The 21,758-nt window shown below is 58.4% G+C and carries 23 protein-coding genes and 1 tRNA gene; 9 read left to right on the forward strand and 15 right to left on the reverse strand.

The window, feature by feature from the left end:
- The first annotated feature begins 63 nt into the window (after window positions 1-63).
- Window positions 64-1,089 (forward strand): XdhC family protein, encoded by a 1,026-nt coding sequence (locus tag HY067_08655; protein MBI3528028.1) that lies wholly within the window; start codon window positions 64-66, stop codon window positions 1,087-1,089.
- Window positions 1,090-1,180: 91 nt separating this feature from the next.
- Window positions 1,181-1,936, forward strand: coding sequence for an SDR family oxidoreductase (locus tag HY067_08660; protein MBI3528029.1), 756 nt, complete (start codon window positions 1,181-1,183; stop codon window positions 1,934-1,936).
- A 232-nt stretch (window positions 1,937-2,168) separates the two neighbouring features.
- Here HY067_08660 and HY067_08665 read toward each other — a convergent pair whose 3' ends face one another.
- From HY067_08665 to HY067_08705, 9 genes are all read right to left on the reverse strand, one after another.
- Window positions 2,169-3,359, reverse strand: coding sequence for an acyl-CoA dehydrogenase (locus HY067_08665; GenBank protein ID MBI3528030.1), 1,191 nt, complete (start codon window positions 3,357-3,359; stop codon window positions 2,169-2,171).
- A gap of 184 nt (window positions 3,360-3,543) precedes the next feature.
- A complete protein-coding gene (locus tag HY067_08670) occupies window positions 3,544-3,876 on the reverse strand; it encodes a hypothetical protein (protein ID MBI3528031.1) in 333 nt (110 codons plus the stop codon).
- Window positions 3,877-4,022: 146 nt separating this feature from the next.
- Window positions 4,023-4,598: a hypothetical protein gene (locus tag HY067_08675; GenBank protein MBI3528032.1), complete on the reverse strand. Its 576-nt coding sequence runs from the start codon at window positions 4,596-4,598 to the stop codon at window positions 4,023-4,025.
- Between the two features lie 253 nt (window positions 4,599-4,851).
- A complete protein-coding gene (locus HY067_08680; GenBank protein MBI3528033.1) occupies window positions 4,852-6,204 on the reverse strand; it encodes a sigma 54-interacting transcriptional regulator in 1,353 nt (450 codons plus the stop codon).
- Window positions 6,201-6,740: a hypothetical protein gene (locus HY067_08685; protein MBI3528034.1), complete on the reverse strand. Its 540-nt coding sequence runs from the start codon at window positions 6,738-6,740 to the stop codon at window positions 6,201-6,203. The genes HY067_08680 and HY067_08685 overlap by 4 nt, the downstream gene beginning before the upstream one ends.
- Before the next feature lie 23 nt (window positions 6,741-6,763).
- On the reverse strand, window positions 6,764-8,209 hold the full coding sequence (locus HY067_08690) for a HAMP domain-containing protein (GenBank protein ID MBI3528035.1): 1,446 nt from the start codon (window positions 8,207-8,209) through the stop codon (window positions 6,764-6,766).
- Window positions 8,210-8,407: 198 nt separating this feature from the next.
- The gene (locus tag HY067_08695; protein MBI3528036.1) at window positions 8,408-9,196 is read right to left on the reverse strand and encodes a hydratase; all 789 of its coding nucleotides are present in this window, start codon (window positions 9,194-9,196) and stop codon (window positions 8,408-8,410) included.
- 17 nt (window positions 9,197-9,213) lie between these two features.
- Complete coding sequence (locus HY067_08700; GenBank protein MBI3528037.1) at window positions 9,214-10,194, reverse strand: NAD(P)-binding domain-containing protein; 981 nt, start codon at window positions 10,192-10,194, stop codon at window positions 9,214-9,216.
- Window positions 10,195-10,260: 66 nt separating this feature from the next.
- Window positions 10,261-10,347 (reverse strand) — tRNA-Leu (locus tag HY067_08705).
- Window positions 10,348-10,423: 76 nt separating this feature from the next.
- On the opposite strand from HY067_08705, the gene queA reads away from it, so the two are divergent.
- The 6 genes from queA to HY067_08735 all read left to right on the forward strand — a co-directional run bounded on the left by queA (window position 10,424) and on the right by HY067_08735 (window position 16,624).
- Window positions 10,424-11,467, forward strand: coding sequence for a tRNA preQ1(34) S-adenosylmethionine ribosyltransferase-isomerase QueA (gene queA, locus HY067_08710; protein MBI3528038.1), 1,044 nt, complete (start codon window positions 10,424-10,426; stop codon window positions 11,465-11,467).
- A 1-nt stretch (window position 11,468) separates the two neighbouring features.
- The gene (gene tgt / locus HY067_08715) at window positions 11,469-12,563 is read left to right on the forward strand and encodes a tRNA guanosine(34) transglycosylase Tgt (protein MBI3528039.1); all 1,095 of its coding nucleotides are present in this window, start codon (window positions 11,469-11,471) and stop codon (window positions 12,561-12,563) included.
- 174 nt (window positions 12,564-12,737) lie between these two features.
- A complete protein-coding gene (yajC, locus tag HY067_08720; GenBank protein MBI3528040.1) occupies window positions 12,738-13,070 on the forward strand; it encodes a preprotein translocase subunit YajC in 333 nt (110 codons plus the stop codon).
- 71 nt (window positions 13,071-13,141) lie between these two features.
- Window positions 13,142-15,004 carry a protein translocase subunit SecD gene (secD, locus tag HY067_08725; GenBank protein MBI3528041.1) on the forward strand — a complete coding sequence of 621 codons (1,863 nt, stop codon included), beginning with the start codon at window positions 13,142-13,144 and terminating at the stop codon, window positions 15,002-15,004.
- Between the two features lie 36 nt (window positions 15,005-15,040).
- Window positions 15,041-15,970 (forward strand): protein translocase subunit SecF, encoded by a 930-nt coding sequence (secF, locus tag HY067_08730; GenBank protein ID MBI3528042.1) that lies wholly within the window; start codon window positions 15,041-15,043, stop codon window positions 15,968-15,970.
- A gap of 15 nt (window positions 15,971-15,985) precedes the next feature.
- A complete protein-coding gene (locus HY067_08735) occupies window positions 15,986-16,624 on the forward strand; it encodes a DedA family protein (protein MBI3528043.1) in 639 nt (212 codons plus the stop codon).
- A gap of 4 nt (window positions 16,625-16,628) precedes the next feature.
- Here HY067_08735 and purB read toward each other — a convergent pair whose 3' ends face one another.
- Window positions 16,629-17,999 (reverse strand): adenylosuccinate lyase, encoded by a 1,371-nt coding sequence (gene purB, locus HY067_08740; protein MBI3528044.1) that lies wholly within the window; start codon window positions 17,997-17,999, stop codon window positions 16,629-16,631.
- 118 nt (window positions 18,000-18,117) lie between these two features.
- Between purB and HY067_08745 the strand changes: the two genes are divergently transcribed.
- Complete coding sequence (locus tag HY067_08745; GenBank protein ID MBI3528045.1) at window positions 18,118-18,339, forward strand: hypothetical protein; 222 nt, start codon at window positions 18,118-18,120, stop codon at window positions 18,337-18,339.
- On the opposite strand, the gene mnmA is transcribed toward HY067_08745, so the two are convergent.
- The 5 genes from mnmA to HY067_08770 form a co-directional block, all read right to left on the reverse strand.
- Entirely contained in the window at window positions 18,336-19,436 is a 1,101-nt protein-coding gene (gene mnmA / locus HY067_08750; protein MBI3528046.1) for a tRNA 2-thiouridine(34) synthase MnmA, read from the reverse strand. The two genes, HY067_08745 and mnmA, sit on opposite strands and share 4 nt — an antisense overlap.
- A 14-nt stretch (window positions 19,437-19,450) precedes the next feature.
- Window positions 19,451-19,897 carry an NUDIX hydrolase gene (locus tag HY067_08755; GenBank protein ID MBI3528047.1) on the reverse strand — a complete coding sequence of 149 codons (447 nt, stop codon included), beginning with the start codon at window positions 19,895-19,897 and terminating at the stop codon, window positions 19,451-19,453.
- A gap of 8 nt (window positions 19,898-19,905) precedes the next feature.
- On the reverse strand, window positions 19,906-20,538 hold the full coding sequence (locus HY067_08760; GenBank protein MBI3528048.1) for an NAAT family transporter: 633 nt from the start codon (window positions 20,536-20,538) through the stop codon (window positions 19,906-19,908).
- A gap of 358 nt (window positions 20,539-20,896) precedes the next feature.
- On the reverse strand, window positions 20,897-21,073 hold the full coding sequence (locus HY067_08765) for a hypothetical protein (protein MBI3528049.1): 177 nt from the start codon (window positions 21,071-21,073) through the stop codon (window positions 20,897-20,899).
- A 111-nt stretch (window positions 21,074-21,184) separates the two neighbouring features.
- Entirely contained in the window at window positions 21,185-21,745 is a 561-nt protein-coding gene (locus HY067_08770) for a pseudouridine synthase (GenBank protein MBI3528050.1), read from the reverse strand.
- Window positions 21,746-21,758 lie beyond the last annotated feature (13 nt).

Consider the following 21,758-nt stretch of genomic DNA (forward strand, 5'->3'; position numbering starts at 1 on the left):
GTCGGCCTGGATTAGAATCGTTGTTCCCGTTCGAGCAGAACGGTCGTGAACAAGGCAAGCCTTATGGATAGTGTCGATTTACAAGTTTTGCGCAGCAGTGTCGCGTGGCTCGACGAGGGCCATCGCGTGATTCTCGCCACCATCGTCGAGACTTGGGGATCCTCCCCCCGGCCTGCCGGTGCAATGATCGCGATACGCGGCGACGGTCTGGTTGCCGGTTCGGTATCCGGCGGTTGTGTGGAGGACGATCTGATCCTTCGCATCCGCAACAAGTCGCTGGCGATCGACGGGCCGGAGATTGCGTCCTACGGAATCAGCAAGGATGAAGCCACGCGTTACGGACTTCCTTGCGGTGGCAAGCTGGAGCTGGTGCTGGAACCGGTCGGCGATAAACGGCGCCTGACGGAGCTGCTGGAGCGCGTCGATCGCCATGAGCTGACTGCCCGTACCCTGGATATGCAGAGCGGCGAGGTGACGTTGCGGCCGGCAAACCGGGCGGACGACTCGCTCAGCTTTGATCGAAGGCGGTTGACGACGGTGCACGGGCCGTGCTGGCGATTGTTGATCATCGGAGCAGGGCAGCTTTCGCAATATCTGGCGCAGATGGCGCAAGCGCTCGACTACAGCATCACGGTCTGCGATCCGCGTCAGGAGTACGCCGATACCTGGAACGTGGAAGGCGCAATTCTCGATCGCGGCATGCCTGACGACGTTGTGATGGCGATGAATCTCGATTCCCACAGCGCTGTCGTGGCGGTGACCCACGACCCCAAGCTCGACGATCTGGCGCTGATGGAGGCGCTCAAGTCGCCGGCGTTCTACGTCGGCGCGCTGGGCTCGCGTCTGAACTCGCAAAAGCGGCATGAGCGCTTGATGATGTTCGATCTTTCGGAGGCCGAGCTTAGCCGTCTTCACGGACCTATCGGGCTGAACATCGGCAGCAAAACCCCGCCCGAAATTGCCGTGTCGATTCTCGCGGAAATGACAGCGGTGCGTCACGATGTGGACCTGAACAAGGTCGGCATCCGGGAAAACGGGGACAGTTCGGAAGGCAACCAGCAGGTCTGTGTGACGACACAGAGCGCCTGATCGAGCGCCAGAGAAACCAGGGATGGGAGCCCGCCCGGCTCCCATTCTTTTTTATACAATTCGGGATGAGAGGTTCAACGAGGAGAAAAGCATGAGACTCAAGAACAAGATTGCGATCGTGACTGGCGGAGGGTCCGGCTTCGGCGAGGGCATCGCCAAGCGTTTCGTAGAAGAGGGATGCAAGGTCATCGTCAACGACCTGAAACCCGAGGGCGGCGAACGGGTCGCGAAAGAGATCTCGTCCGACGGCGGACACGCGAAGTTCGTGGAGGGGGACGTATCGAAGGCGGTGGATTGGGACCGGTTGCTGAAAGCAACATTGGACGCCTACGGCAGCCTCGACATCGTCATCAACAACGCAGGTACGACGCATCGTAACCAGCCGCTTCTGGATGTGACGGAAGAGCAGTTCGATCGCGTCTATTCCGTAAATGTGAAGAGCCTGTTCCACAGCGCGCGCGCCGTCGTGCCTTACTTCCGCACACGAGGCGGGGGCGTGCTCATTACCATCGCATCAACGGCCGGTGTGCGGCCGCGGCCGGGGCTGGTGTGGTACAACGGCAGCAAGGGTGCGGCAATCGTCACCAGTCGCGCGATGGCAGTCGAGCTGGCGCCGGACAAGATTCGGGTGAACGTGGTCAACCCGGTGGCGGGCGACACGCCGCTGCTCGCCGAATTCATGGGATCCGATACACCTGAGATGCGCGCGAAGTTCGTCGCCAGCATCCCCCTCGGGCGTTTCAGCAAGCCGATCGACATCGCCAACGCTTGCCTCTATCTCGCTTCCGACGAGGCGGATTTCATCACCGGTGCCTGCATCGAAGTGGATGGCGGCCGTTGCGTCTGAGCCACCACCTCATCCCCCGCGCGCGCGGACACGTTAGTGATGTAATCACCCGTCCGCGGGTAGCGCGCCAAGCTCCGTCTCCCGCGCCGGATGGCTAAGCCAACGCCGTGTCGACGGAGTTCCTCCCCAGAGTGGAGAAGGAGCTGAAACACAAGAGAGCGACCGACGGTCGCCCGCCTGTCTTCTCCCTCTCCGCCCGCTTGCGGGGGAAAGAGGGAAGGGGTGAGGTGGGTCATCCGGTGAATGCCTGCAGGCCGGTCTGGGCGCGACCTAGAATCAGTGCATGTACGTCGTGGGTGCCCTCGTAGGTGTTCACCGCTTCCAGATTCATGACGTGACGTATCACGTGATATTCGTCGGACACCCCATTGCCGCCGTGCATGTCGCGCGCAAGCCGGGCGATGTCCAGCGATTTGCCGCAGGAATTGCGCTTGATCATCGATACCATTTCGGGAGCGGCGCGGCCTTCGTCCATCAGACGGCCCACCCTTAGCACGGTTTGCAGGCCGAGCGTGATTTCGGTTTGCATGTCCGCAAGCTTCTTCTGGATCAGTTGGTTCGCCGCCAGGGGTCGGCCGAACTGTTTTCTTTCCAGCGTATAGTCGCGCGCTGCGTGCCAGCAGAACTCGGCGGCGCCGAGCGCCCCCCAGGCAATCCCGTAGCGCGCCTTGTTCAGACATCCGAACGGACCTTTCAGCCCCTCGACATTCGGCAACAGATTTTCTTCAGGGACAAATACGTCATCCATGACGACCTCACCTGTTATCGAGATTCGCAAGCTGAATTTTCCTTCTATTTTCGGCGTGGAAAGGCCCTTCATGCCGCGCTCAAGAATGAAGCCGAGAATGATGCCCCGGTCATCCTTGGCCCATACGACAAAAACGTCGGCCACCGGCGAATTCGTAATCCACATCTTCGCGCCCTTGAGCAGGTAGCCGCCATCAACTTTGCGTGCGCGGGTTATCATGCTGCCCGCGTCCGATCCGAAGTCCGGTTCAGTCAATCCGAATGCCCCCAGAAATTCTCCGGAGGCGAGCTTGGGCAGATACTTCTTGCGCTGCGCTTCGGCACCGTAGGCGTAAATCGGATACATGGTGAGACTGGATTGCACGCTCATCATGGAGCGATAGCCCGAATCCACACGTTCGATCTCTCGAGCGATCAATCCGTAACAGACGTGGCTCACTCCCGCACAACCGTAACCCTCCAACGTGGAGCCGAGAAAACCGAGAGCGCCCATTTCAGTGAATACCTCGCGGTCGAATCGTTCCAGCCGGTGTGCCAGGAGCACGCGCGGCATGAGCTTGTCCTGGCAATAGGCGCGTGCCGAGTCTCGCACCATGCGCTCCTCGTCATTCAGTTGCTCTTCGAACAGCAAAGGATCTTCCCAGCGGAACGAGGGGCGGGCGAGGGGGGCGTTCATGTAGTTCTCCTGTTTTGGCTGGTGAATTGCGAGCTTGAGAATATCAAGCAAGCTGACGCTGACTATTCTAAGCCATCCAAAGGACAGTGCAGGAGCGCCGGGCTATCGACTCATGCGAATTCTTGCCACGGGCAGGTATTACGGGTTGCTCCGATTGATTGAGATTGGTGCCGTGCAAACCATGCTATTTTTTTCGTTTTCCGCAAATGTCATAACCGTCTCGCCATCCGGATGCATATTGCGGATCGTGCCTGAAGCGGTCTTCGTGCTTCTTTTGTCCGATCGTCCGTTTGCTGCTTTCGCATCCATCCAGATAGCCGGCACGGAACGCGGGTGGGTAACCCGCGAGATTGACGTTGGCGTCCTTTTTCGGTGCGGTGCAGGCGCAAATCAAGGCAACCGCGATCAGTGGGGCAAGCCTCTTCATTAACAGTTGATCCTTCTTGTGGGTGGCGTCGATTCTTCTGCATTGGCCCGAGATCTCGACCGGGTCAATCCGGAAAGGGCAGGCGACCAATGGAACCTACGCCTGTAACGAGCAGGCAAAAAAACGCCCGATAAGGGAGGAAACCGGGCGTAAAACACGCAAAAGCGCATTGAAGAAGGTTATGTGATCAGTCGATTCTTAGTTTGATGGCTCGTTATTCTCCATTGGATTCACATTCAACCAAGCCTGATGACCGATCCATTGACCAGTTTGACCCGCTCGCCAATGTCGAACGACGGACGCTCGCTTTCGTAAATGGTCCGCACGGTGCCGTTTTCCATGTGAACTGTCACCACGAAACCGGCTTTGCGCGATTCACCAACTTCCTCTACGGCGCTCCCGGCCGCAATTTTTAAAATCGTTTCGCCTTCACTGCCGGCGGCCAGAGCGCGGGTAATTCCCTTGGCTGGCTGGGCACGACCAGGAAGGATCGAATCCACAACGCCACAATCAGGGCAGACGGGCTTGCGTGCAGGTATGCGTGCGCCAAACTGGTAGTTGACGGGCTTGCCCTCGGCCAGTGTTTCCCCGCGATTGCGGGTCAGTCCCTCATGTCCCTCAGACGGAATGGCCGGTGCCTGAATAATTCCGCTCACAGGTGCATTGGTAAAACTCGAGAAAGGATTGAGGCTCGAGTGAGTAATGGAAAGATTCCCGGTTATCGCCGCGACACCGATGCCGCTGAAAGCGATGACCGAAATTGCCGCTGAGATGACCAGCGGCGTGAGCAGGGTATTTTTCTGGTCCGTCATGATTTGATTTTTCGGCTTTGCCTTATACAGCCAGCATTACGGCAAAAGCTGCTTGGCTATGAAGAATTTACTAAATCCAAAGCACCTGCCGTGCCAGAGTAATTTTAAAATTTAAATACAATTGGTTGCCTCTTTTCTTCAGGGACCTGCGGCGATGAATTGTCGCCTGATGGAGACAGGGCGACATATTACGAGGTCAATCAATTGAATAATTGTTGAAGTTCATGTCTTCCGCGACGACATGGATTCAGGGTCAAATGGCTTTGAACAGCTTGGGATCGAGGTGATGACGCTGCAGCAGTTTGTAGAATTCGGTACGGTTCCGCTTTGCCAGCCTCGCCGCTTGGGTTACGTTGCCACCGGTAATCTTGAGTAACTTGGCCAAGTAGTCGCGTTCGAATTCGCTGCGCGCGGATTCGAAAGAGGACAGTTCGGCGCTCTGGCCGCGCATAGCGCTGTCGACCAGTGCTGGCGTAATGATCGACGTGGTCGATAGGGCAACTGCCTGTTCGACGACGTTGTATAACTCGCGCACATTGCCGGGCCAGGCTGACTTGACCAGGATTTCCATCGCTTCGGAAGCGAAGCCGTTGAGCGGTTTTTTATACCGATCGGCGAGTTGATTGAGGAAGTGGGTGGCGAGAACGGGGACATCTTCGCGCCGTTCGGAAAGAGCGGGCAATCCGAACGAGACCACATTGAGGCGATAGTAGAGATCCTCGCGGAAGCTGCCTGCCTTGATGGCTTCTTCGAGATTGCGATGGGTAGCCGATATGATGCGTACATCCACGGGAATCGTCTGAGTCGTACCGATCGGCCGGATTTCCTTGTCCTGCAGGACGCGCAGGAGTTTTACCTGCAGCGGAAGGGGCATGTCGCCGATTTCATCGAGGAACACAGTGCCGCCTTCGGCGGCCTGGAACAATCCCTTGTAGTCGCGTGCGGCGCCCGTGAACGACCCCTTCATATGGCCGAACAATTCTGATTCGAGCAACTGCTCGGGAATGGCGCCGCAGTTGATTGCCACAAACGGCTTGGCGGAGCGCGGGCTAGCCTTGTGGATCGCCTTGGCCAGCAATTCCTTTCCGGTACCGCTCTCGCCGCGCACCAGTACGCTTGCATCGCTTCCTGCCACCAATTTGGCCTTGCCGAGGATGCTTTCCACTGCAAGGCTCCGGGTGATTATTTCGGCGCGCCAGTCGGCTCCGCCATTGCCCTGGTCGATCCTGCCCCCGCCCAAGGCGATGGCTTTCTCGACTTGTTGCAGCAGAGCCTTGCTGTCGAACGGTTTGGTGAGATAGCCGAACACGCCGCGCTGGGTGGCAGCCACCGCGTCGGGGATTGTCCCGTGCGCGGTCAGGATGATGACCGGCAGCGCGGGATTGCTCTTGTGAATGTTCTCGAACAGCGCCATGCCATCCATGCCGCTCATGCGCAGGTCGGTAATTACAAGCTGCGGAATCGCGACCGACAATCGAGCGAGCGCGCGTTCGGCGCTGTCAGCGCTTTCCACTGCATAATCGGCTCCTTCCAGCCTGAATGTCAGCAGGCGCAGGAGGTCGGGATCGTCGTCGACGATGAGAATGCGTGCCTTGGACATGGTCATTTCTTCTTGGGAAGATTCTGCTCTCGTTCGATCATTTTCATTTCCATATCGAGTATCGCCTCTAACTTCTGCTGCAAGGCTTCGACACGACGCTGTTCTTCTTTCAGCTTGGCCGACTGCTGTTGCAATGCTTCCTCGGTACGCCGCAGCTCCAGCAGCTCGGACTGCAGCAATATCGCCAGCGGGCGCAAAGTCGAGCCTTCTCGACCCTTGTCCTTCACAAACGCGTGCAGCAACGCAATTGCGGCGTTGTCGTCGCGGAAACTCGCACCAGGCAACGAAAGGAGTAGAGCAAGTTGCAGGCGATTAAGTTCCGACCCGTCCTTCTCGAATGACTGTCGGGTCGCATCCAGTTCGCCGGCGAGCTCATGGGCTTTCAGTGTCAGCAGCCGGTCGTAAAACCTGGCTATGCGATCGGGATCGCTCTGCATGGGCTCGACGACCGCCTGGTACCAGGGTCCATCGCGGCGTGTACTCTTGCTGTCCGCCGGGGCGCAAGCGGCGACAATTACAACTACAGGTACAACCATAGCCACGAAAACGCACTTCCCCCTCAGTCTCACGCGGCTATTTCCACCTGCCGTGTCGGCAGTATGACACGCAGGTGTGCTCCGGGATTGCCGTCAACGATGATCTCGACGCTGCCATGGTGAGCATTGACGTATTCCCGAACGATTGCAAGGCCCAGCCCCGTGCCTTTTACCGGTCCCGTATACTCGGAGCCGCCTTGGTAAAAAGGTTCGAATACCCGGCTCCGATCCTCCGGAAGAATTCCAGGTCCCTCGTCAATGACGTCGATCACGACGTCCGATCCGCGTCGGCGCAGCTGCACGCGAATCGTGCCACCAGCCGGAGAAAATTTGATCGCGTTCGAGAGCAGATTATCCACGATTGCTTCAATTTTGTTCTCGTCGGCCTCTATGTTGAATTCGGATGCCGCCAAGTTCAGGCTGAGATTTTTGGCCCGCATCGCCAGCGAATGCTGCTGAGCGACACGCGCAGCCAGGCCTTTTAGATTGAACTGCGAGAACGTAAGAGCAGACGTGTGGAATTGCGCGCTGTGGTAACTGAGCAGGTCCTCGATCAGTTTCTGCAGTCTCAGGGTGTTCTGTCTCAGAATGCGCGCAATTTCGAACTGGCCGGCGGTCATCTTTCCTGTGACTTCGTCGGAGAGCAGCTCCACGCCTTCACGCAATGCCGTCAGGGGAGTTTTGAGTTCATGCGAAACGTGCCGCAGAAATCGTGATTTCTGTTCCTCCAGGTCAAGTAACCGAAGGCGCAGCCAGTCGAGCTGACGTCCAAGTGACTCCAGGTCCGCCGGGCCGGTAACGACAACGCGCGCATCGAATCGTCCTTCGCCTAGTTTCTGTATTGCCGACTCGAGTTGCGCGATCGGTTTGGAAATAAGCATCGTCGCACCGATTACTAGAAGAAGGGCAATGGGTACTAAGGCGAGCAATTGCCAGAAAATGAATTTTTGGATTTCGCCGGCCATCTTCTGCATGGTGTCGACTTCGCGATCGACCAACGAATTGCCCTGCTCATCGAGTACGCGCGCTGTTTCGGACAGTTCGGCAAGTTCAGTTGCCGCCGGATTGATTATTTCGGGCTTCGCACCTGATCGGCCGATTCGCTCGAAGAGCGAATACTCACGATTTCGCAGTGCCATCACTGCTTGCTTCTGCTTGGAATCCAGCGGCAGCGCTGACATCTTGCGCACGGTATCGATGAACCGTTCATGGGCGAGCGCGTAGCCTTGTAGCAGAGAGGGGTCCCCTATGATCGCAAACTGCCGGATGCTGCGTTCCATGCTGGTGATTTGTTCTATCAGGAATCGGGTGCTTTGCGTAGTCTGCACTGCCTGATATACCGCGCGCTGGCTATGGGTAGCGAGCTGGTGGATCGAGTAAGCGTTGTTAATAAGTGCGAATATGAGCGGCAGAACCGCCAGCGAGAAACCAGCCAGGATCAGTTTTAGAAACGAGCGCGGGTAGTAAAGCTGCATTACGAGCTCAGTTCCTGTCGATTGCCATTGCCATATCCGTCTAGCATTCCCGGAGCCACTCGATATTTGCAATTTCTTGAATTCAATTTATCTGGCGACATGAGTCACGCTGGCCGTAATCACAGACCGCACCATCGCACGGAAGCTGAAACACACCTACAAACACCCGAAAATCCTGCAACAGTTTTCCGTGGCGGTCTACGATTCCAATCGCGCCTCCGCACAGCCGAAAATTCCGAAATCAGCAACGAGCGAGTCTCCTTGGGTAATTTCCGCCGGCACGATGCACGTACCTGTTGTAATCACTTGTCCTGCTCGCAACATGTCGTCCGTCAACGACAATTCGTTGGCGATCCACGTAAGCGCAATGCGTGGGTCTCCCAGCACGTTGGCGCCTTTACCTTTTCGATCCAGCCGGTCATTTACGTGAATTGTTACCGGATGATCTGCCACGTCGTGCTGGCGCCAGTCGGCGACCGTGGCTGGGCCCAGAACAAAGTAGCTCGCACAGGCATTGTCGGCAATGAGTTGTGCGGCGCCGACGGTTACGAAGTTCTCGTATCTGGAATCCGGAATCTCGATCGCCGGATGCATCGTATCGACTGCGGCTATAACCTCTTCGATGGAGTAAGGCACCCCGCGCGGTGGAAGATCGCGTGCCATGAGAAATGCAAATTCTGCTTCCGCGACATTCATGATGTTGTTTAACAGCGACACGGTGGCGCCGGAATGGTACACCCTCTTTTCCAGCAATCGTCCAGCGAGCGGGCCATCGACGCCTATATGCTGCTGCCCGGCCTTGCTGGTTGCCGCGATTTTCCAGCCGAACGTATCCTGGCCTGACAACTGGGCAACTCTCGTCTGAACGCGATAGCCCTCGATGCGTGATCTGGGCCGACATGTTGCCGGAAGCTCATCGATGCGCTTGTTTGCCCGCCAGGTGTTCCAGATGATTTTTGCGGCTTCTTCGATTGCGTACTTGTTCATTTTTTCAGTGAGCTATTTCAATGCCTGGCAGATGCCTGCCGGACTACATTTACGAGCGGTTCGCCTCGTGCCAGCCGGTCAAGGTTTTGAGCAATCAACAGGCAGCGTCGTGGCCGCAAGCCCTCCGTCCAACCCGACCCGTGCGGGGTCATAATTACGTTGTCCAGATCGCGGAAGGGCAGACTGGAAGGTTCGCCATGTGTGGATCCTTGGGAGGGATAGCGATACCAAGTGTCGATCACTGCGCCTCCGATGCGGTGATCGCTGCATGCGGCGAATAGCGCGTATTCGTCGATCAATGCTCCGCGTGCGACGTTTATGATCACCGCCGAAGACTTCATTTTTTCCAGCTGACTTGCGCCGATTAGGCTGATCGTCGAAGGATCGAGCGGCAGCGCCAGCACGACGAAGTCCGATTTTGCCAGCAATTCATCCAATTTCTCCATGGACTCCACGCTTTCCACAAAGCCGTCTCCTGACTTGGGGGTGCGGTTGCATGCCACGATCTTCATGCCGAAAGCCCGCGCGCGTGCTGCGACCTGGTGGCCTATGCGGCCATAACCGACAATTCCCAAGGTCTGTCCGAATAGTTCGCCATGGCGCGGGCCGCACAGATGTGAACCCTGCCACTGGCCGCGCCTCAGTGCAGCGTCCATCCGCGGAATTCCAATGACCCATTGCAGCATGGCCGAAAGTACGTATTCTGAAATGCCGATTTCGTGTTCGAAGACATTGCACACGGCAGCCTGAGAGGGGACTGCGTCGAACGCTACTTCGTCGGTTCCGGCGCCGGGTAGCTGGAGCAGGCGCAGTTTTGGTGCGGGCGGCATGCTTTTCGCCCAGTTCATGGAAACCAGCGCATCGGCGTCCGCTAACCGGCGCGCAAATTCATTGCCGTCATTTTCGTCCGCCATTTCGATTGTCCATTTGGTCTCCACGAAATTCGGGATCAAGGCCAGCCGTCCGTCGTTGTCGATGTTCTTGATGAGAAGTTTCAACTCTACATATCTCGATAGATGTAAAGGGCGGTAAGCGGCTCCAGCCGATCGTCCAGAGTAGAGGAGTGGTGCCGGGAACCGGAATCGAACCGGTACGCCTTGAGGGGCGCGGGATTTTGAGTCCCGTGCGTCTACCAGTTCCGCCATCCCGGCACGGGAGCGCAATTATCGACAATTCGGTCTCAACGGGCAACCGGGTTCGATCGTACCCATCGATATAATGCGCGCGATGCGAATAGAAGAGTTCGACTACGAGCTGCCGCCGGCGCTCATTGCCCAGTTTCCGGCTGCCGAGCGCGGTTCCAGCCGGATGCTCCATCTCGAGGGCAATACCGGGCAGTGTTCGGACCACCGTTTTACCGACTTGCCGGATTTCGTTCGGGAAGGGGATTTGTTCGTCTTCAATGATACGCGGGTGATCAAGGCGAGATTGCTGGGGGCGAAGGTAACGGGCGGCAAGGTGGAGGCGCTCATCGAGCGCGTTGTGGCGCCGCGCCGCGCGCTCGCCATGCTGCGTGCAAGCCATGCCCCTTCACCGGGGCAAATAATCCGGTTCGGAGATGCGGCAAGCGCGGTAATGGTTCAGCGGCAAGGCGATTTTTTCCTGCTGGAGTTCGACGACGAGGTGCTATCCGTGCTGGACAGACTGGGAGAAGTGCCACTGCCGCCGTATATCGAAAGACCCGCCGGCATTGAGGACCTGGCGCGGTACCAGACTGTCTATGCCCGCCATCCGGGCGCAGTCGCCGCTCCGACCGCGGGTCTGCATTTCGACCAAGCGATGCTGGATCGTCTCGAGGCCCGCGGTGGGGGGCTGGCTTATGTCACGTTGCACGTCGGCGCGGGCACCTTCCAACCGGTGAGGGTGGACGAGATAGACAGCCATGTCATGCAAAGCGAGCGCTATTCGGTTCCGGATGCCACGGTCAGGGCGATAGCCGATGCGCGCGAGCGCGGCGGCCGCATCACCGCAATCGGCACGACCAGCCTGCGTGCTCTGGAAGCGGCGGCACAGTCCGGTAAACTGAAATCCGGAAATGGCGAGACCCGGCTGTTCATCAGGCCCGGATACGGTTTCAAGCTGGTGGATCGCCTGCTGACCAATTTTCATTTGCCGCGGTCCACATTGTTGATGCTGGTCAGCGCCTTTGCAGGTATCGAACATGTCCGGCTTGCATATCAGCACGCCGTGAATCACGGTTACCGGTTTTTCAGTTATGGCGACGCCATGCTGATCGATCGCGCCGGCGCGAACTTGCGCGCGGGGGCCTGACATGCAGTTCGAGATCCTGTCCAGGGATGGACTGGCCCGGCGCGGCCGCTTGACATTCGCCCATGGCAGCGTCGAAACGCCCGTCTTCATGCCGGTGGGGACTCATGGTTCGGTGAAAGCCATGAGCCCCGAGGATCTGCATGCTGTTGGTGCGCAGATCGTGCTCGGCAATACCTTCCACCTTTGGCTGAGGCCCGGGCTGGACGTCATCGCTGCGCACGGCGGATTGCATCGCTTCATGGCCTGGGAGAGGCCGATCCTCACCGACTCCGGCGGCTTCCAGGTGTTCAGCCTGGGTGAGCTGCGCAAGATCAGCGAGGAGGGGGTCAGCTTCCGCTCGCCGGTGAACGGGGACATATGCTTCCTGTCCCCGGAAGAATCGATGCGTATCCAGCGCACGCTCGATTCCGATGTGGTCATGATATTCGACGAATGCACGCCTTATCCCGCCGACGAACGCGAGGCGGCCGCTTCCATGCGGCTCTCGTTGCGCTGGGCTGAGCGCAGCAAGCGCGCTCATGGCGGCAATAACAATGCGTTGTTCGGCATCGTTCAGGGCGGCATGCATGAAGCGCTGCGCGACGAGTCGCTGCGCGGCCTGCGGAAAATCGGCTTCGATGGGTATGCAATTGGCGGACTGTCAGTGGGCGAACCCAAGGCCGACATGCAACGCGTCCTGCGCCATACGGCGTCGCAACTGCCCTCCGGTGCGCCGCGTTATCTGATGGGCGTGGGCACGCCGGCCGATATCGTCGATGCCGTAGTGAACGGAATCGACATGTTCGATTGCGTCATGCCGACGCGCAATGCGCGCAACGGCTGGATTTTTACCCGCAACGGCACGATCCGGCTGCGCAACGCCCGCTATCGCGACGACATCCGGCCGCTCGACGAGGAATGCGGCTGCTACACCTGCCGGCATTTCTCGCGCGCCTACCTGCACCATCTGCAACGCGTCAATGAAATTCTCGGCGCCCACCTCAATACTGTGCACAATCTTCATTTCTATCAGCAGCTAATGGGCGAACTGCGTCAAGCCATCGATGCTGGAAGGCTGACGGAATATGCCGCATCGGCGGGGTTCGGGGAAGGGTAGCCGTGCTAAAATGCGCCACTTTTTCGGGGCCCAACATGTTTTCAGGGATGTTTTCAGGGCTTGAATGTTTTCTGGGCTTGACGTTTTTAGGGCTCGGCGCCGCAACCGCAGGACTGGCACGCCGGCGGCGGCCATTCAATTCTTGAGCGCAAAAATCATATTGGAGGAATATCCGTGCTGATCAGCAATGCTTACGCCCAGGCCGCACCGGCCAGCCAGGGATTCGACCTATTCCAAATGCTGCCACTGGTGCTGATGTTCGTGTTGTTGTACTTCCTGATGATCCGGCCGCAGTCGAAGCGCTCCAAGGAACATCGCGCCATGCTTGCCGGGTTGCAGAAGGGAGATGAAGTGGTCACGGCCGGAGGCACGCTCGGCAAGGTCACCAAAGTCGGTGACAATTTTGTCTCGGTGGAGATTTCCCCGAACGTTGAAATCCAGGTACAGAGACCGTCCATCACGACCTTGCTGCCCAAGGGAACTATCAAGAACGCCGAAAAGGGTTAACGGCCAGAAAGGTTCGGTAATCCTTCAAGAACGCAGTTCACACCCGACTATTCGCGCTGCATAAGGCATACATGAATCGCTACCCGCTCTGGAAATACGTCATGATCGCCGTCGCGCTGGTCGTCGGCCTGCTGTACACGCTGCCGAATTTCTTCGGCGAAGTACCAGCCGTGCAAATCTCCCCGGCCAAAACCACAGCCAAGATCGACGAAACGCTGTTGTCGCGCGTCGACCAGGCGCTAAGCCAGGCTGGTATCAAGCCCGACGGCATGTTTCTCGATCCGGCCAGCATCAAGGTGCGATTTGCCAACACCGACACGCAACTCAAAGCGAAGGATGTGTTGCAAGGTGCGGTGGGCGAGAACTATGTTGTGGCGCTGAACTTGCTGTCCAGCTCTCCGCGCTGGCTTACCAAAATCAATGCTCTGCCGATGTATCTCGGCCTCGATCTGCGCGGCGGCGTGCATTTCCTGCTGCAGGTGGACATGAAAGGCGCGCTGACCAAGGCTGCCGACCGCTACGTCGCCGATATCCGTACCACGTTGCGGGGCAAGGAAATTCGCTACGCCGGACTCTCGCGCGAAGGGCAGAACGTCGTGGTCAAGTTTCGCGACAGCCAGGCGCGCGACCAGGCGGCCGCGGAAATCGGCAAACAGAATCCGGATTTGCTGCTGAACCCGGCCGACGCCGGCTCCGAATATACAATCACTGCCGCGCTCAGGCCCGAGGTCCAGAAGCGCATCCAGGAATTCGCCATCCTGCAGAACATCACGACGCTGCGCAATCGGGTCAACGAACTCGGCGTCGCCGAGCCGATCGTCCAGCAGGCGGGCTCTGATCGCGTGGTGGTGCAGCTTCCCGGCGTCCAGGATACGGCCAAGGCGAAGGATATTCTCGGCCGCACGGCGACGCTGGAAGTGCGCATGGTGGACGAAGAACACAGCGATGCCGCTTCGCTGCAGGCCGCCATCGGCGGCCAGCTGCCTTTCGGCGACGAGCTGCTTTACGATCGCGAGAGCGCCCCGCATCTGCTCAAACGCGAGGTAATCTTGACCGGTGACCGCATTTCCGATGCGCAACCCGGATTCGACAGCCAGACCGGTGAACCCGCCGTCCACATCAATCTGGACGGACGCGGCGCCACGATTTTCCAGCAGATCACCCGCGAGAGCATCGGCAAGCGCATGGCGATGGTGCTGATTGAAAAGGGCAAGGGCGAAGTCATCACCGCGCCGGTGATCCGTTCGGAAATTCCCGGCGGCCGTGTGCAGATCAGCGGCCGCATGACGACTACTGAGGCGCGAGACGTGGCGTTGCTGTTGCGCGCCGGCGCACTGGCGGCGCCGATGGAAATCGTCGAGGAGCGAACGGTCGGCCCCAGCCTTGGTGCCGACAACATCAAGCGCGGCTTCGATTCCACGCTTATCGGCTTCACGTTGATCGCCATTTTCATGATGGCCTATTACCTGCTCTTCGGTGTGATATCGGTGCTGTCCCTGGCGATAAACCTCATGCTGCTGGTTGCATTGCTGTCGATGCTGCAGGCCACGCTGACCCTGCCCGGCATTGCCGCAATCGCGCTGACGCTCGGCATGGCGATCGACTCCAACGTGCTGATCAACGAGCGCATCAGGGAAGAATTGCGTAACGGCACCACGCCGCAAGCTGCCATCGTGGCCGGTTACGAACGGGCCTGGGCGACGATTCTCGATTCGAACATCACCACCCTGATTGCCGGCATCGCGTTGTTCATGTTCGGCAGCGGACCGGTGCGCGGCTTTGCGGTAGTGCATTGCCTCGGCATCCTGACATCGATGTTCAGTGCCGTACTGGTTTCCCGCAGCATGGTGAATTTGATATTCGGTGCCCGGCGCAAGCTCGAAAAATTGCCGATCGGCAATACCGACTGGTACAAACGGCAAACGGCCGCCTGATCGCGGCTCGCCCGATTTAGCGCAGAGGACGAACAAATGGAATTTTTCCGCATCCGCAAAGACATTCCCTTCATGCGCCATGCGTTGGTGTTCAACATCATCTCGTTGATCACCTTCATCCTGGCGGTGGTCTTTCTCGTAACGAAGGGATTGCATCTCGGGGTCGAATTCACCGGCGGGACGGTGATGGAGATCAACTACGGACACGCTGTGGACGTGGACAAGATCCGCGAGACGCTGAACCGGGTGAATCTCGCGGAGGCGACGGTGCAGAGCTTCGGCAGCTCGCAGACCGCACTGATCCGCTTGCCGGCCAAACAGGGCGTAACCGGCGCCCAGTTGTCCGAAACCGTGATCAAGGCCTTACGCCAGGACGATCCGTCCGTCGAGTTGCGCCGTGTCGATTTTGTCGGCTCGCAAGTCGGCAAGGAGCTGGTCGAAAACGGAGCGCTGGCGTTGTTGCTGGTGTCCATCGGCATCGTGGTTTATCTTGCGCTTCGTTTCGAGTGGAAATTCGGCGTGTCGGCGATCATCGCCAACCTGCATGACGTGGTGATCATCCTGGGGTTTTTCGCCTTCTTCCAGTGGGAATTTTCGCTGCCGGTGCTTGCAGCAGTGCTCGCCGTATTGGGTTATTCGGTGAATGAATCGGTGGTCGTATTCGATCGGATTCGCGAGAATTTCCGCAAGATGCGCAGGGCCAGCACACCGGATGTAATCAACAACGCCATCACCCGCACCATGTCGCGTACGATCATCACGCACGGTTGTACGCAGTTGATGGTCACGTCGATCCTGATCTTCGGCGGCGAGACGCTGCACTATTTTGCGCTGGCGCTTACCATCGGCATCCTGTTCGGGATTTATTCGTCGGTCCTGGTGGCGAGCCCGTTGGTGATGTGGCTGGGCGTAACCCGCGAGGATTTCATCAAGCCCGAGAAGAAGCAGGAAGAAGCGGTCGTCTAAGGGAGCGGATCCGCGATGGATCTGTTTTCCGGTTTTTTCGATCTGATTCTGCACCTGGACCAGCACCTGCGGGAGTTGGCCCAGTCTTACGGCGCATGGGTTTACGCAATCCTGTTTCTCATTGTTTTCCTGGAAACCGGTGTGGTCGTCACGCCGTTTCTGCCCGGCGATTCGCTGCTGTTCGTGGCGGGAACCATTGCCGCCGCAGGCGAACTCAACGTACATGGCCTGGTGCTTTTGCTGATTGCGGCGGCGATTGGCGGGGATTCGTTGAATTACTCGATCGGGCGCTATCTGGGGCCGAGAGTTTTCCGGTTCGATGATTCGCGATTGTTCAAACGCGCTTACGTGGATCGGACCCACGCGTTTTTCGAGCGCCATGGCGGCAAGGCGATCATCATCGCACGCTTCGTTCCGATCATCCGCACCTATGCACCTTTCGTGGCGGGTATCGGTGCGATGAGCTACCGACGCTTTCTGATGTTCAACGTGACCGGAGCGGTGCTGTGGGTGGCGCTGCTGACTTACGCCGGTTTTTTCTTCGGCAACCTGCCGCTGGTCAGGAACAATCTGACAGCGGTCATTCTCGGCATCATCGTGCTGTCCGTGATGCCGGCGATCATCGAATTCTGGCGCGCAAGGCGCACGCGTTGACGTTTCAGGTGCGCTTGGCCAGTTGCTCCGCCAGGCCGGTGTAAGTAGCCGGCGTCAGGGCGAGCAGGCGCTCCTTCTCCACGGGCGGAATGGCCAGACTGCGGATGAACTGATGCAGCGTATCGCGATTGATGCCGTCCTTGCCACGCGTGAGTGCCTTCAACTGCTCGTACGCATCCTCGATACCATAGCGCTTCATGACCGTCTGGATCGGTTCGGCCAGGACCTCCCAGTTGGCGTTCAGATCATCGGCGAGGCGCTTCGGATCGGGCTCGAGTTTGTTCAAGCCGCGCAGGCAGGCGTCGTAGGCGAGCAGGCTGTAACCCAGTGCTACCCCCATGTTGCGCAGTACCGTCGAGTCCGTCAGATCGCGCTGCCAGCGCGAGATCGGCAATTTGGACGACAAGTGCGACAGCAGTGCATTGGCGAGGCCGAGATTGCCTTCCGAATTCTCGAAATCGATCGGGTTGACCTTATGCGGCATCGTCGACGAACCGATTTCACCTTCTTTCACCTTCTGCTTGAAATAGCCGATCGAGATATAACCCCAGACGTCGCGATCGAGGTCGAGCAGTATGGTGTTGAGGCCGGTGCAGGCATCGAACAATTCGGCGATGCTGTCATGCGGTTCGATCTGCGTGGTGTAGGCGTTGAATTCGAAGCCGAGCTTTTCGACGAAGTCGCGGCAGAACTTCTCCCAGTCGAAGTCCGGAAACGCCGCAAGGTGGGCGTTGTAGTTACCGACTGCGCCATTGATCTTGCCCGTTAGCGAGACGCCCGCGACGCGGGTGCGCTGCCGGCGCAGGCGATGAACGACGTTCGCCATTTCCTTGCCCAGAGTGCTCGGGGTGGCCGGCTGTCCGTGCGTGCGCGACAGCATAGGCAGCGACGCGGTCGAATGGGCGAGTGCACTCAGGCGATCTATCAGGGTATCGACCGCAGGCAGCATCACTTGCGCGCGAGCATCCCTCAGCATCATCGCGTGGCAAAGATTGTTGATGTCCTCGGAGGTGCAGGCGAAGTGCACAAAGCGGGTGATACCGGCGATTTCGGGATTGTCGGAGAGCTTTTCCTTGAGCCAGTACTCGATCGCCTTTACATCGTGATTGGTGCGGGCTTCGATCTGTTTTACCGCTTCACCGTCGATGACCGAGAAGTCGCGCATCACGGCGTCGAGTTGCTGCACCGTGGCAGGTGAAAGGGAGGGAATGTTGTCGAGCGCTTTCGCGGCGCAGAGAGCCTTTAGCCATTCGACTTCGACCAGAATGCGGTAGCGGATCAGGCCGAATTCGCTGAAGTAATCCGAGAGTCTGGAAACTTTGTCCCGATAACGGCCATCGAGCGGGGACAGGGCGGTGAGAGCGGAAAGAGGCATCATCCAAGTGGCTAATCGATATGAATAATTTTATCACGATGAGCGCCACTGCGGCATTGGTTGTGCGGCGCGGGCATGGTTCGATGCCGAGTGGAATACCTCGATTCTATATTCCCCGGTGGGCCGCCTGATCCTGGAGCCGGTACGCCAGCGCATTCAGGTGCACCGCTGGGAAGCGCTGGCCGACGGCATGATGGATGATGCGGTGCTGCCGGTGCAGGAGGGCCGTTGGCCAAAGGAGTTGCAGATCGACTGGCGCAGCAAATATCCGAGTCTGCTGCGCCACGCGGAGAAATTATTCAAGCTGCCGCCTTTTGAGGCGACCGTGCCGCAACGCTAGGTCGCCGCCGGGACGGCGCTGTCGATGATGCCGCCGCCCAGACAGACTTTTGATTCGTAGACGACAACCGACTGACCGGGTGTCACCGCCCATTGCGGCTCCGCGAATTTGATTTCGCACGAGTTCGCATCCACCCGCTCGACCTCGCAAGACGCATCCTTCTGCCGGTAGCGCGTCTTCGCGCCGTATACCCAGTTGCAGTGGGGCTGCGCTCCGCTGATCCAGGTGAGGTCATTGGCCGTGAGCGCGTCCGACAGCAAGGCTGGATGATCGTGACCTTGCACGACGGTAAGCCGATTCGTTTCCATGTCCTTGCCGCACACGTACCACGGCTCGCCGTCGCCTTCTTTGCGCCCGCCGATGCCCAGTCCCTGACGCTGGCCGAGGGTGTAATACATTAGACCCACGTGCCGGCCGACAACGTTTCCGCCAGGGGTGATCATGTCCCCGGGCTGCGTGGGCAGATAACGATTCAGGAACTCCCGGAACGGCCGTTCGCCTATGAAACAGATTCCGGTGGAGTCTTTTTTGTCGTGGTTCGGCAGCTTGAGTCTGGCGGCGAGTTCGCGCACGTCGCGCTTGTACATCGCACCCAGCGGAAAAAGCGTGCTTCCCAGCTGCGCCTGGTCCAGCCGGTAGAGAAAATAACTCTGGTCCTTGGTTCCGTCTTCCGCCTTGAGCAACTGGAACAGGCCGTCCACTTCGCGCACCTGTGCGTAATGTCCGGTGGCTATGCGGTCCGCGCCCAGTTGCAGCGCATGATCGAGGAAAGCCTTGAACTTGATTTCGGCATTGCACAGCACGTCGGGATTTGGCGTTCGCCCCACCTTGTATTCGGCCAGGAAACTATTGAACACGCGGTCCTTGTATTCGGCGGAGAAGTTCACCGCCTCGATGTCGATACCGATCAGGTCTGCGACCGAAACTGCATCGATCAGGTCCTGCCGCGATGTACAGTACTCTTCGTCGTCATCGTCTTCCCAGTTCTTCATGAACAGGCCGACGACGTCATGACCCTGCTCCTTGAGAAGCCAGGCCGCGACCGAGGAATCCACCCCGCCCGACATGCCGACGACAATGCGTTGCTTTTTGCCCACGTTGCGATTCCGGATCAGTTGTAGTCCACCAGCAGGTCGAGCGGCGCCCGTACTCCGGCCAGATAGTCTTCCATGCAGCGCACGACCAGCGGGCTGCGATGGCGATCGCGGCCGGCGCGAATCTCTTCCGGGCTGAGCCAGACCGCGCGCACGATTCCGGCGTCCAACGATCGATTGGCGTGATACGTTTCCAGACGGCCGGAAAAGGCGAAGCGAACATAAGTGATTTCGCTGCCGGAAGGGCGCCAGCGATATACGCCAACCAGGTGTTCCGGAGCAAATTCCCAGGCGGTCTCCTCGAGTGTTTCCCTGACCACTGCCGCGACAATCGACTCGTCAGCTTCGAGATGCCCTGCTGGCTGGTTGAACAACAAGCCACGTTCGGTTTGTTCCTCAACGAGGAGAAAACGGCCGTCGCGTTCCACCACTGCCGCAACGGTTACATCGGGTTTCCAGACCATGTCGGCTTTCAGACCAGCTTCGGGAACAACTCGATCATTCCGCGGTAAATATACTCGACCCCGATGGCGGCGATGATCAGCCCCATGACACGGGTAATGATATTCATGCCGGTCTTGCCCAGTCGCTCGGAAATACGAGTGGCCGCCGCAAATGTCGCCCACACCGTGATCGCTATAAGTGCCGCGGGAATCAGCAGGGTGAAATGGCCGAAAAAGCCTTCCGAATGATGCGTGGCGATGATCATCGTGCTGATCGCGCCGGGACCGGCGAGCAGCGGAATGCCGAGCGGCACCACGGCTACCGCATCTTTTTCGGACGCTTCCTCGGCTTCATCGGGGGTCTGGCGGATGCCGCTTTCACGGGCCTGCAGCATCGATATTGCCATGAGCAGAAGCAGAATTCCGCCTGCAATCAGGAAGGAGGGGATGCTGATGCCGAAGAAACGCAGCACCTGCGTACCGATCAGCGCCGCGACTCCGAGCACGCAGAAGACAGTGATTGCGACAACCTGTGTAACACGTCGCCGCTCGGCCTGCGTGTAGCCGGTGGTGGTGCTGAGGAAGACGGGAATGCTGGCAACGGGATCGACAATCGCCAGCAGCGCGACGGTCAGTTTGATGAGGTCGGTCCACTCGCCCATGGCGTACGCCCTCTTGATTTGCAATTCTTGGATGGACGGGCTATCTTCGCGCCGGACTGGGCCAATGCCGAATTCGGGGCGGTAGGCGCCACGCCGGCGGATGCGGAAAAGGAAACCGCGGCGGGCAGGATGAGCGCAGTGAGTTTTTTTATAGCAGGTTCCGTTATTTCTGGATCAGGAAAAAAATATGCCGAACCGGAGCGTTTCACCAGTCCGAAAAGCGCTCGCAAGAATAAGGAGTTTTGCCGGGGGCGTCAAACCACCGGGATGAAGGGAACTTATAGAGTGCCTCAGGCCGCGCTCAAAAAAACAAGGCAGGGAATAATTCCCTGCCTTGTCGTTTGCAGCGGCGTGAAACTTACTGCTTTGCCGGAGCAGCGGCTGCCGGAGCAGCGGTTTCTTCCTTCTTGGCCTTCTTGTGCTTCTTCGCGGACTTGGCGGGCTTGTCGGCCGGCTTGGCTTCGTCAGCGGCAACGGCCGAGAACGTAACAGCGGCAAACAGGGCGGCGATCAGGGCGGCAATAATCTTCTTCATGCTGGTCTTCTCCATTGATAAGTTCTTCAGGGATGACACTATCTAGGTGTCACGGCCCTTAACGCCCGCCGGCATGGCCGGTTGACATATTTTGTTACAAGTTGGTTGTTCTTACCAAAGCTTCCTCTCCTCGGAAGGGAAAAGGCGATATTCGCCGGAACCGAGTCCTGCCAGGGTCCAATGACCGATCCGGTGCCTGATCAGGCGCAAAGTGGGAAATCCTGCTGCTGCGGTCATGCGCCTAACCTGGCGGTTCTTGCCTTCGCTGATCTCGATTTCGAGCCAGCTGGTCGGAATGCTTTGGCGAAACCGAATGGGCGGGCTGCGTTCCCATAAACCGGCCGGTTCGGCGATCGGATTGACCGTTGCCGGTGCGCTGACGAAATTTCCCAAGTCTACCCCGGTCCGTAATCGCATCAGTGCCGCTTCGTCCGGAATGTTTTCCACTTGTACCCAGTAGGTCTTGGGCCACTTCTTCGCAGGATGGCTGATGGTGTGCTGCAAGGCGCCATCGTCGGTCAGGATCAGCAGTCCTTCGCTGTCCGTATCAAGCCGGCCGGCGGGATAGATGCCCGTGATCGGCACGAAGTCTTTCAGCGTCAGCTTGCCCGCTAACGGACTGAACTGACAGATTACACCGTAGGGTTTGTTGAAAAGGACGACCCGTGGCATGTCTTAAGGCCGG

It is taken from the genome of Betaproteobacteria bacterium (assembly GCA_016194905.1).
Lineage (GTDB): Bacteria > Pseudomonadota > Gammaproteobacteria > Burkholderiales > JACQAP01 > JACQAP01.

Excerpts from the sequence above, each read along its gene's own strand:
- secF (MBI3528042.1), top strand. The coding sequence starts at position 15,041 with ATGGAATTTTTCCGCATCCGCAAAGACATTCCCTTCATGCGCCATGCG.
- purB (MBI3528044.1), bottom strand. The coding sequence starts at position 17,999 with ATGCCTCTTTCCGCTCTCACCGCCCTGTCCCCGCTCGATGGCCGTTAT.
- HY067_08655 (MBI3528028.1), top strand. The coding sequence starts at position 64 with ATGGATAGTGTCGATTTACAAGTTTTGCGCAGCAGTGTCGCGTGGCTC.
- HY067_08755 (MBI3528047.1), bottom strand. The coding sequence starts at position 19,897 with ATGGTCTGGAAACCCGATGTAACCGTTGCGGCAGTGGTGGAACGCGAC.
- HY067_08660 (MBI3528029.1), top strand. The coding sequence starts at position 1,181 with ATGAGACTCAAGAACAAGATTGCGATCGTGACTGGCGGAGGGTCCGGC.
- HY067_08665 (MBI3528030.1), bottom strand. The coding sequence starts at position 3,359 with ATGAACGCCCCCCTCGCCCGCCCCTCGTTCCGCTGGGAAGATCCTTTG.
- HY067_08695 (MBI3528036.1), bottom strand. The coding sequence starts at position 9,196 with ATGAACAAGTACGCAATCGAAGAAGCCGCAAAAATCATCTGGAACACC.
- queA (MBI3528038.1), top strand. The coding sequence starts at position 10,424 with ATGCGAATAGAAGAGTTCGACTACGAGCTGCCGCCGGCGCTCATTGCC.
- HY067_08675 (MBI3528032.1), bottom strand. The coding sequence starts at position 4,598 with ATGACGGACCAGAAAAATACCCTGCTCACGCCGCTGGTCATCTCAGCG.
- secD (MBI3528041.1), top strand. The coding sequence starts at position 13,142 with ATGAATCGCTACCCGCTCTGGAAATACGTCATGATCGCCGTCGCGCTG.
- HY067_08765 (MBI3528049.1), bottom strand. The coding sequence starts at position 21,073 with ATGAAGAAGATTATTGCCGCCCTGATCGCCGCCCTGTTTGCCGCTGTT.
- HY067_08770 (MBI3528050.1), bottom strand. The coding sequence starts at position 21,745 with ATGCCACGGGTCGTCCTTTTCAACAAACCCTACGGTGTAATCTGTCAG.
- tgt (MBI3528039.1), top strand. The coding sequence starts at position 11,469 with ATGCAGTTCGAGATCCTGTCCAGGGATGGACTGGCCCGGCGCGGCCGC.
- HY067_08690 (MBI3528035.1), bottom strand. The coding sequence starts at position 8,209 with ATGCAGCTTTACTACCCGCGCTCGTTTCTAAAACTGATCCTGGCTGGT.
- HY067_08735 (MBI3528043.1), top strand. The coding sequence starts at position 15,986 with ATGGATCTGTTTTCCGGTTTTTTCGATCTGATTCTGCACCTGGACCAG.
- HY067_08680 (MBI3528033.1), bottom strand. The coding sequence starts at position 6,204 with ATGACCATGTCCAAGGCACGCATTCTCATCGTCGACGACGATCCCGAC.
- HY067_08760 (MBI3528048.1), bottom strand. The coding sequence starts at position 20,538 with ATGGGCGAGTGGACCGACCTCATCAAACTGACCGTCGCGCTGCTGGCG.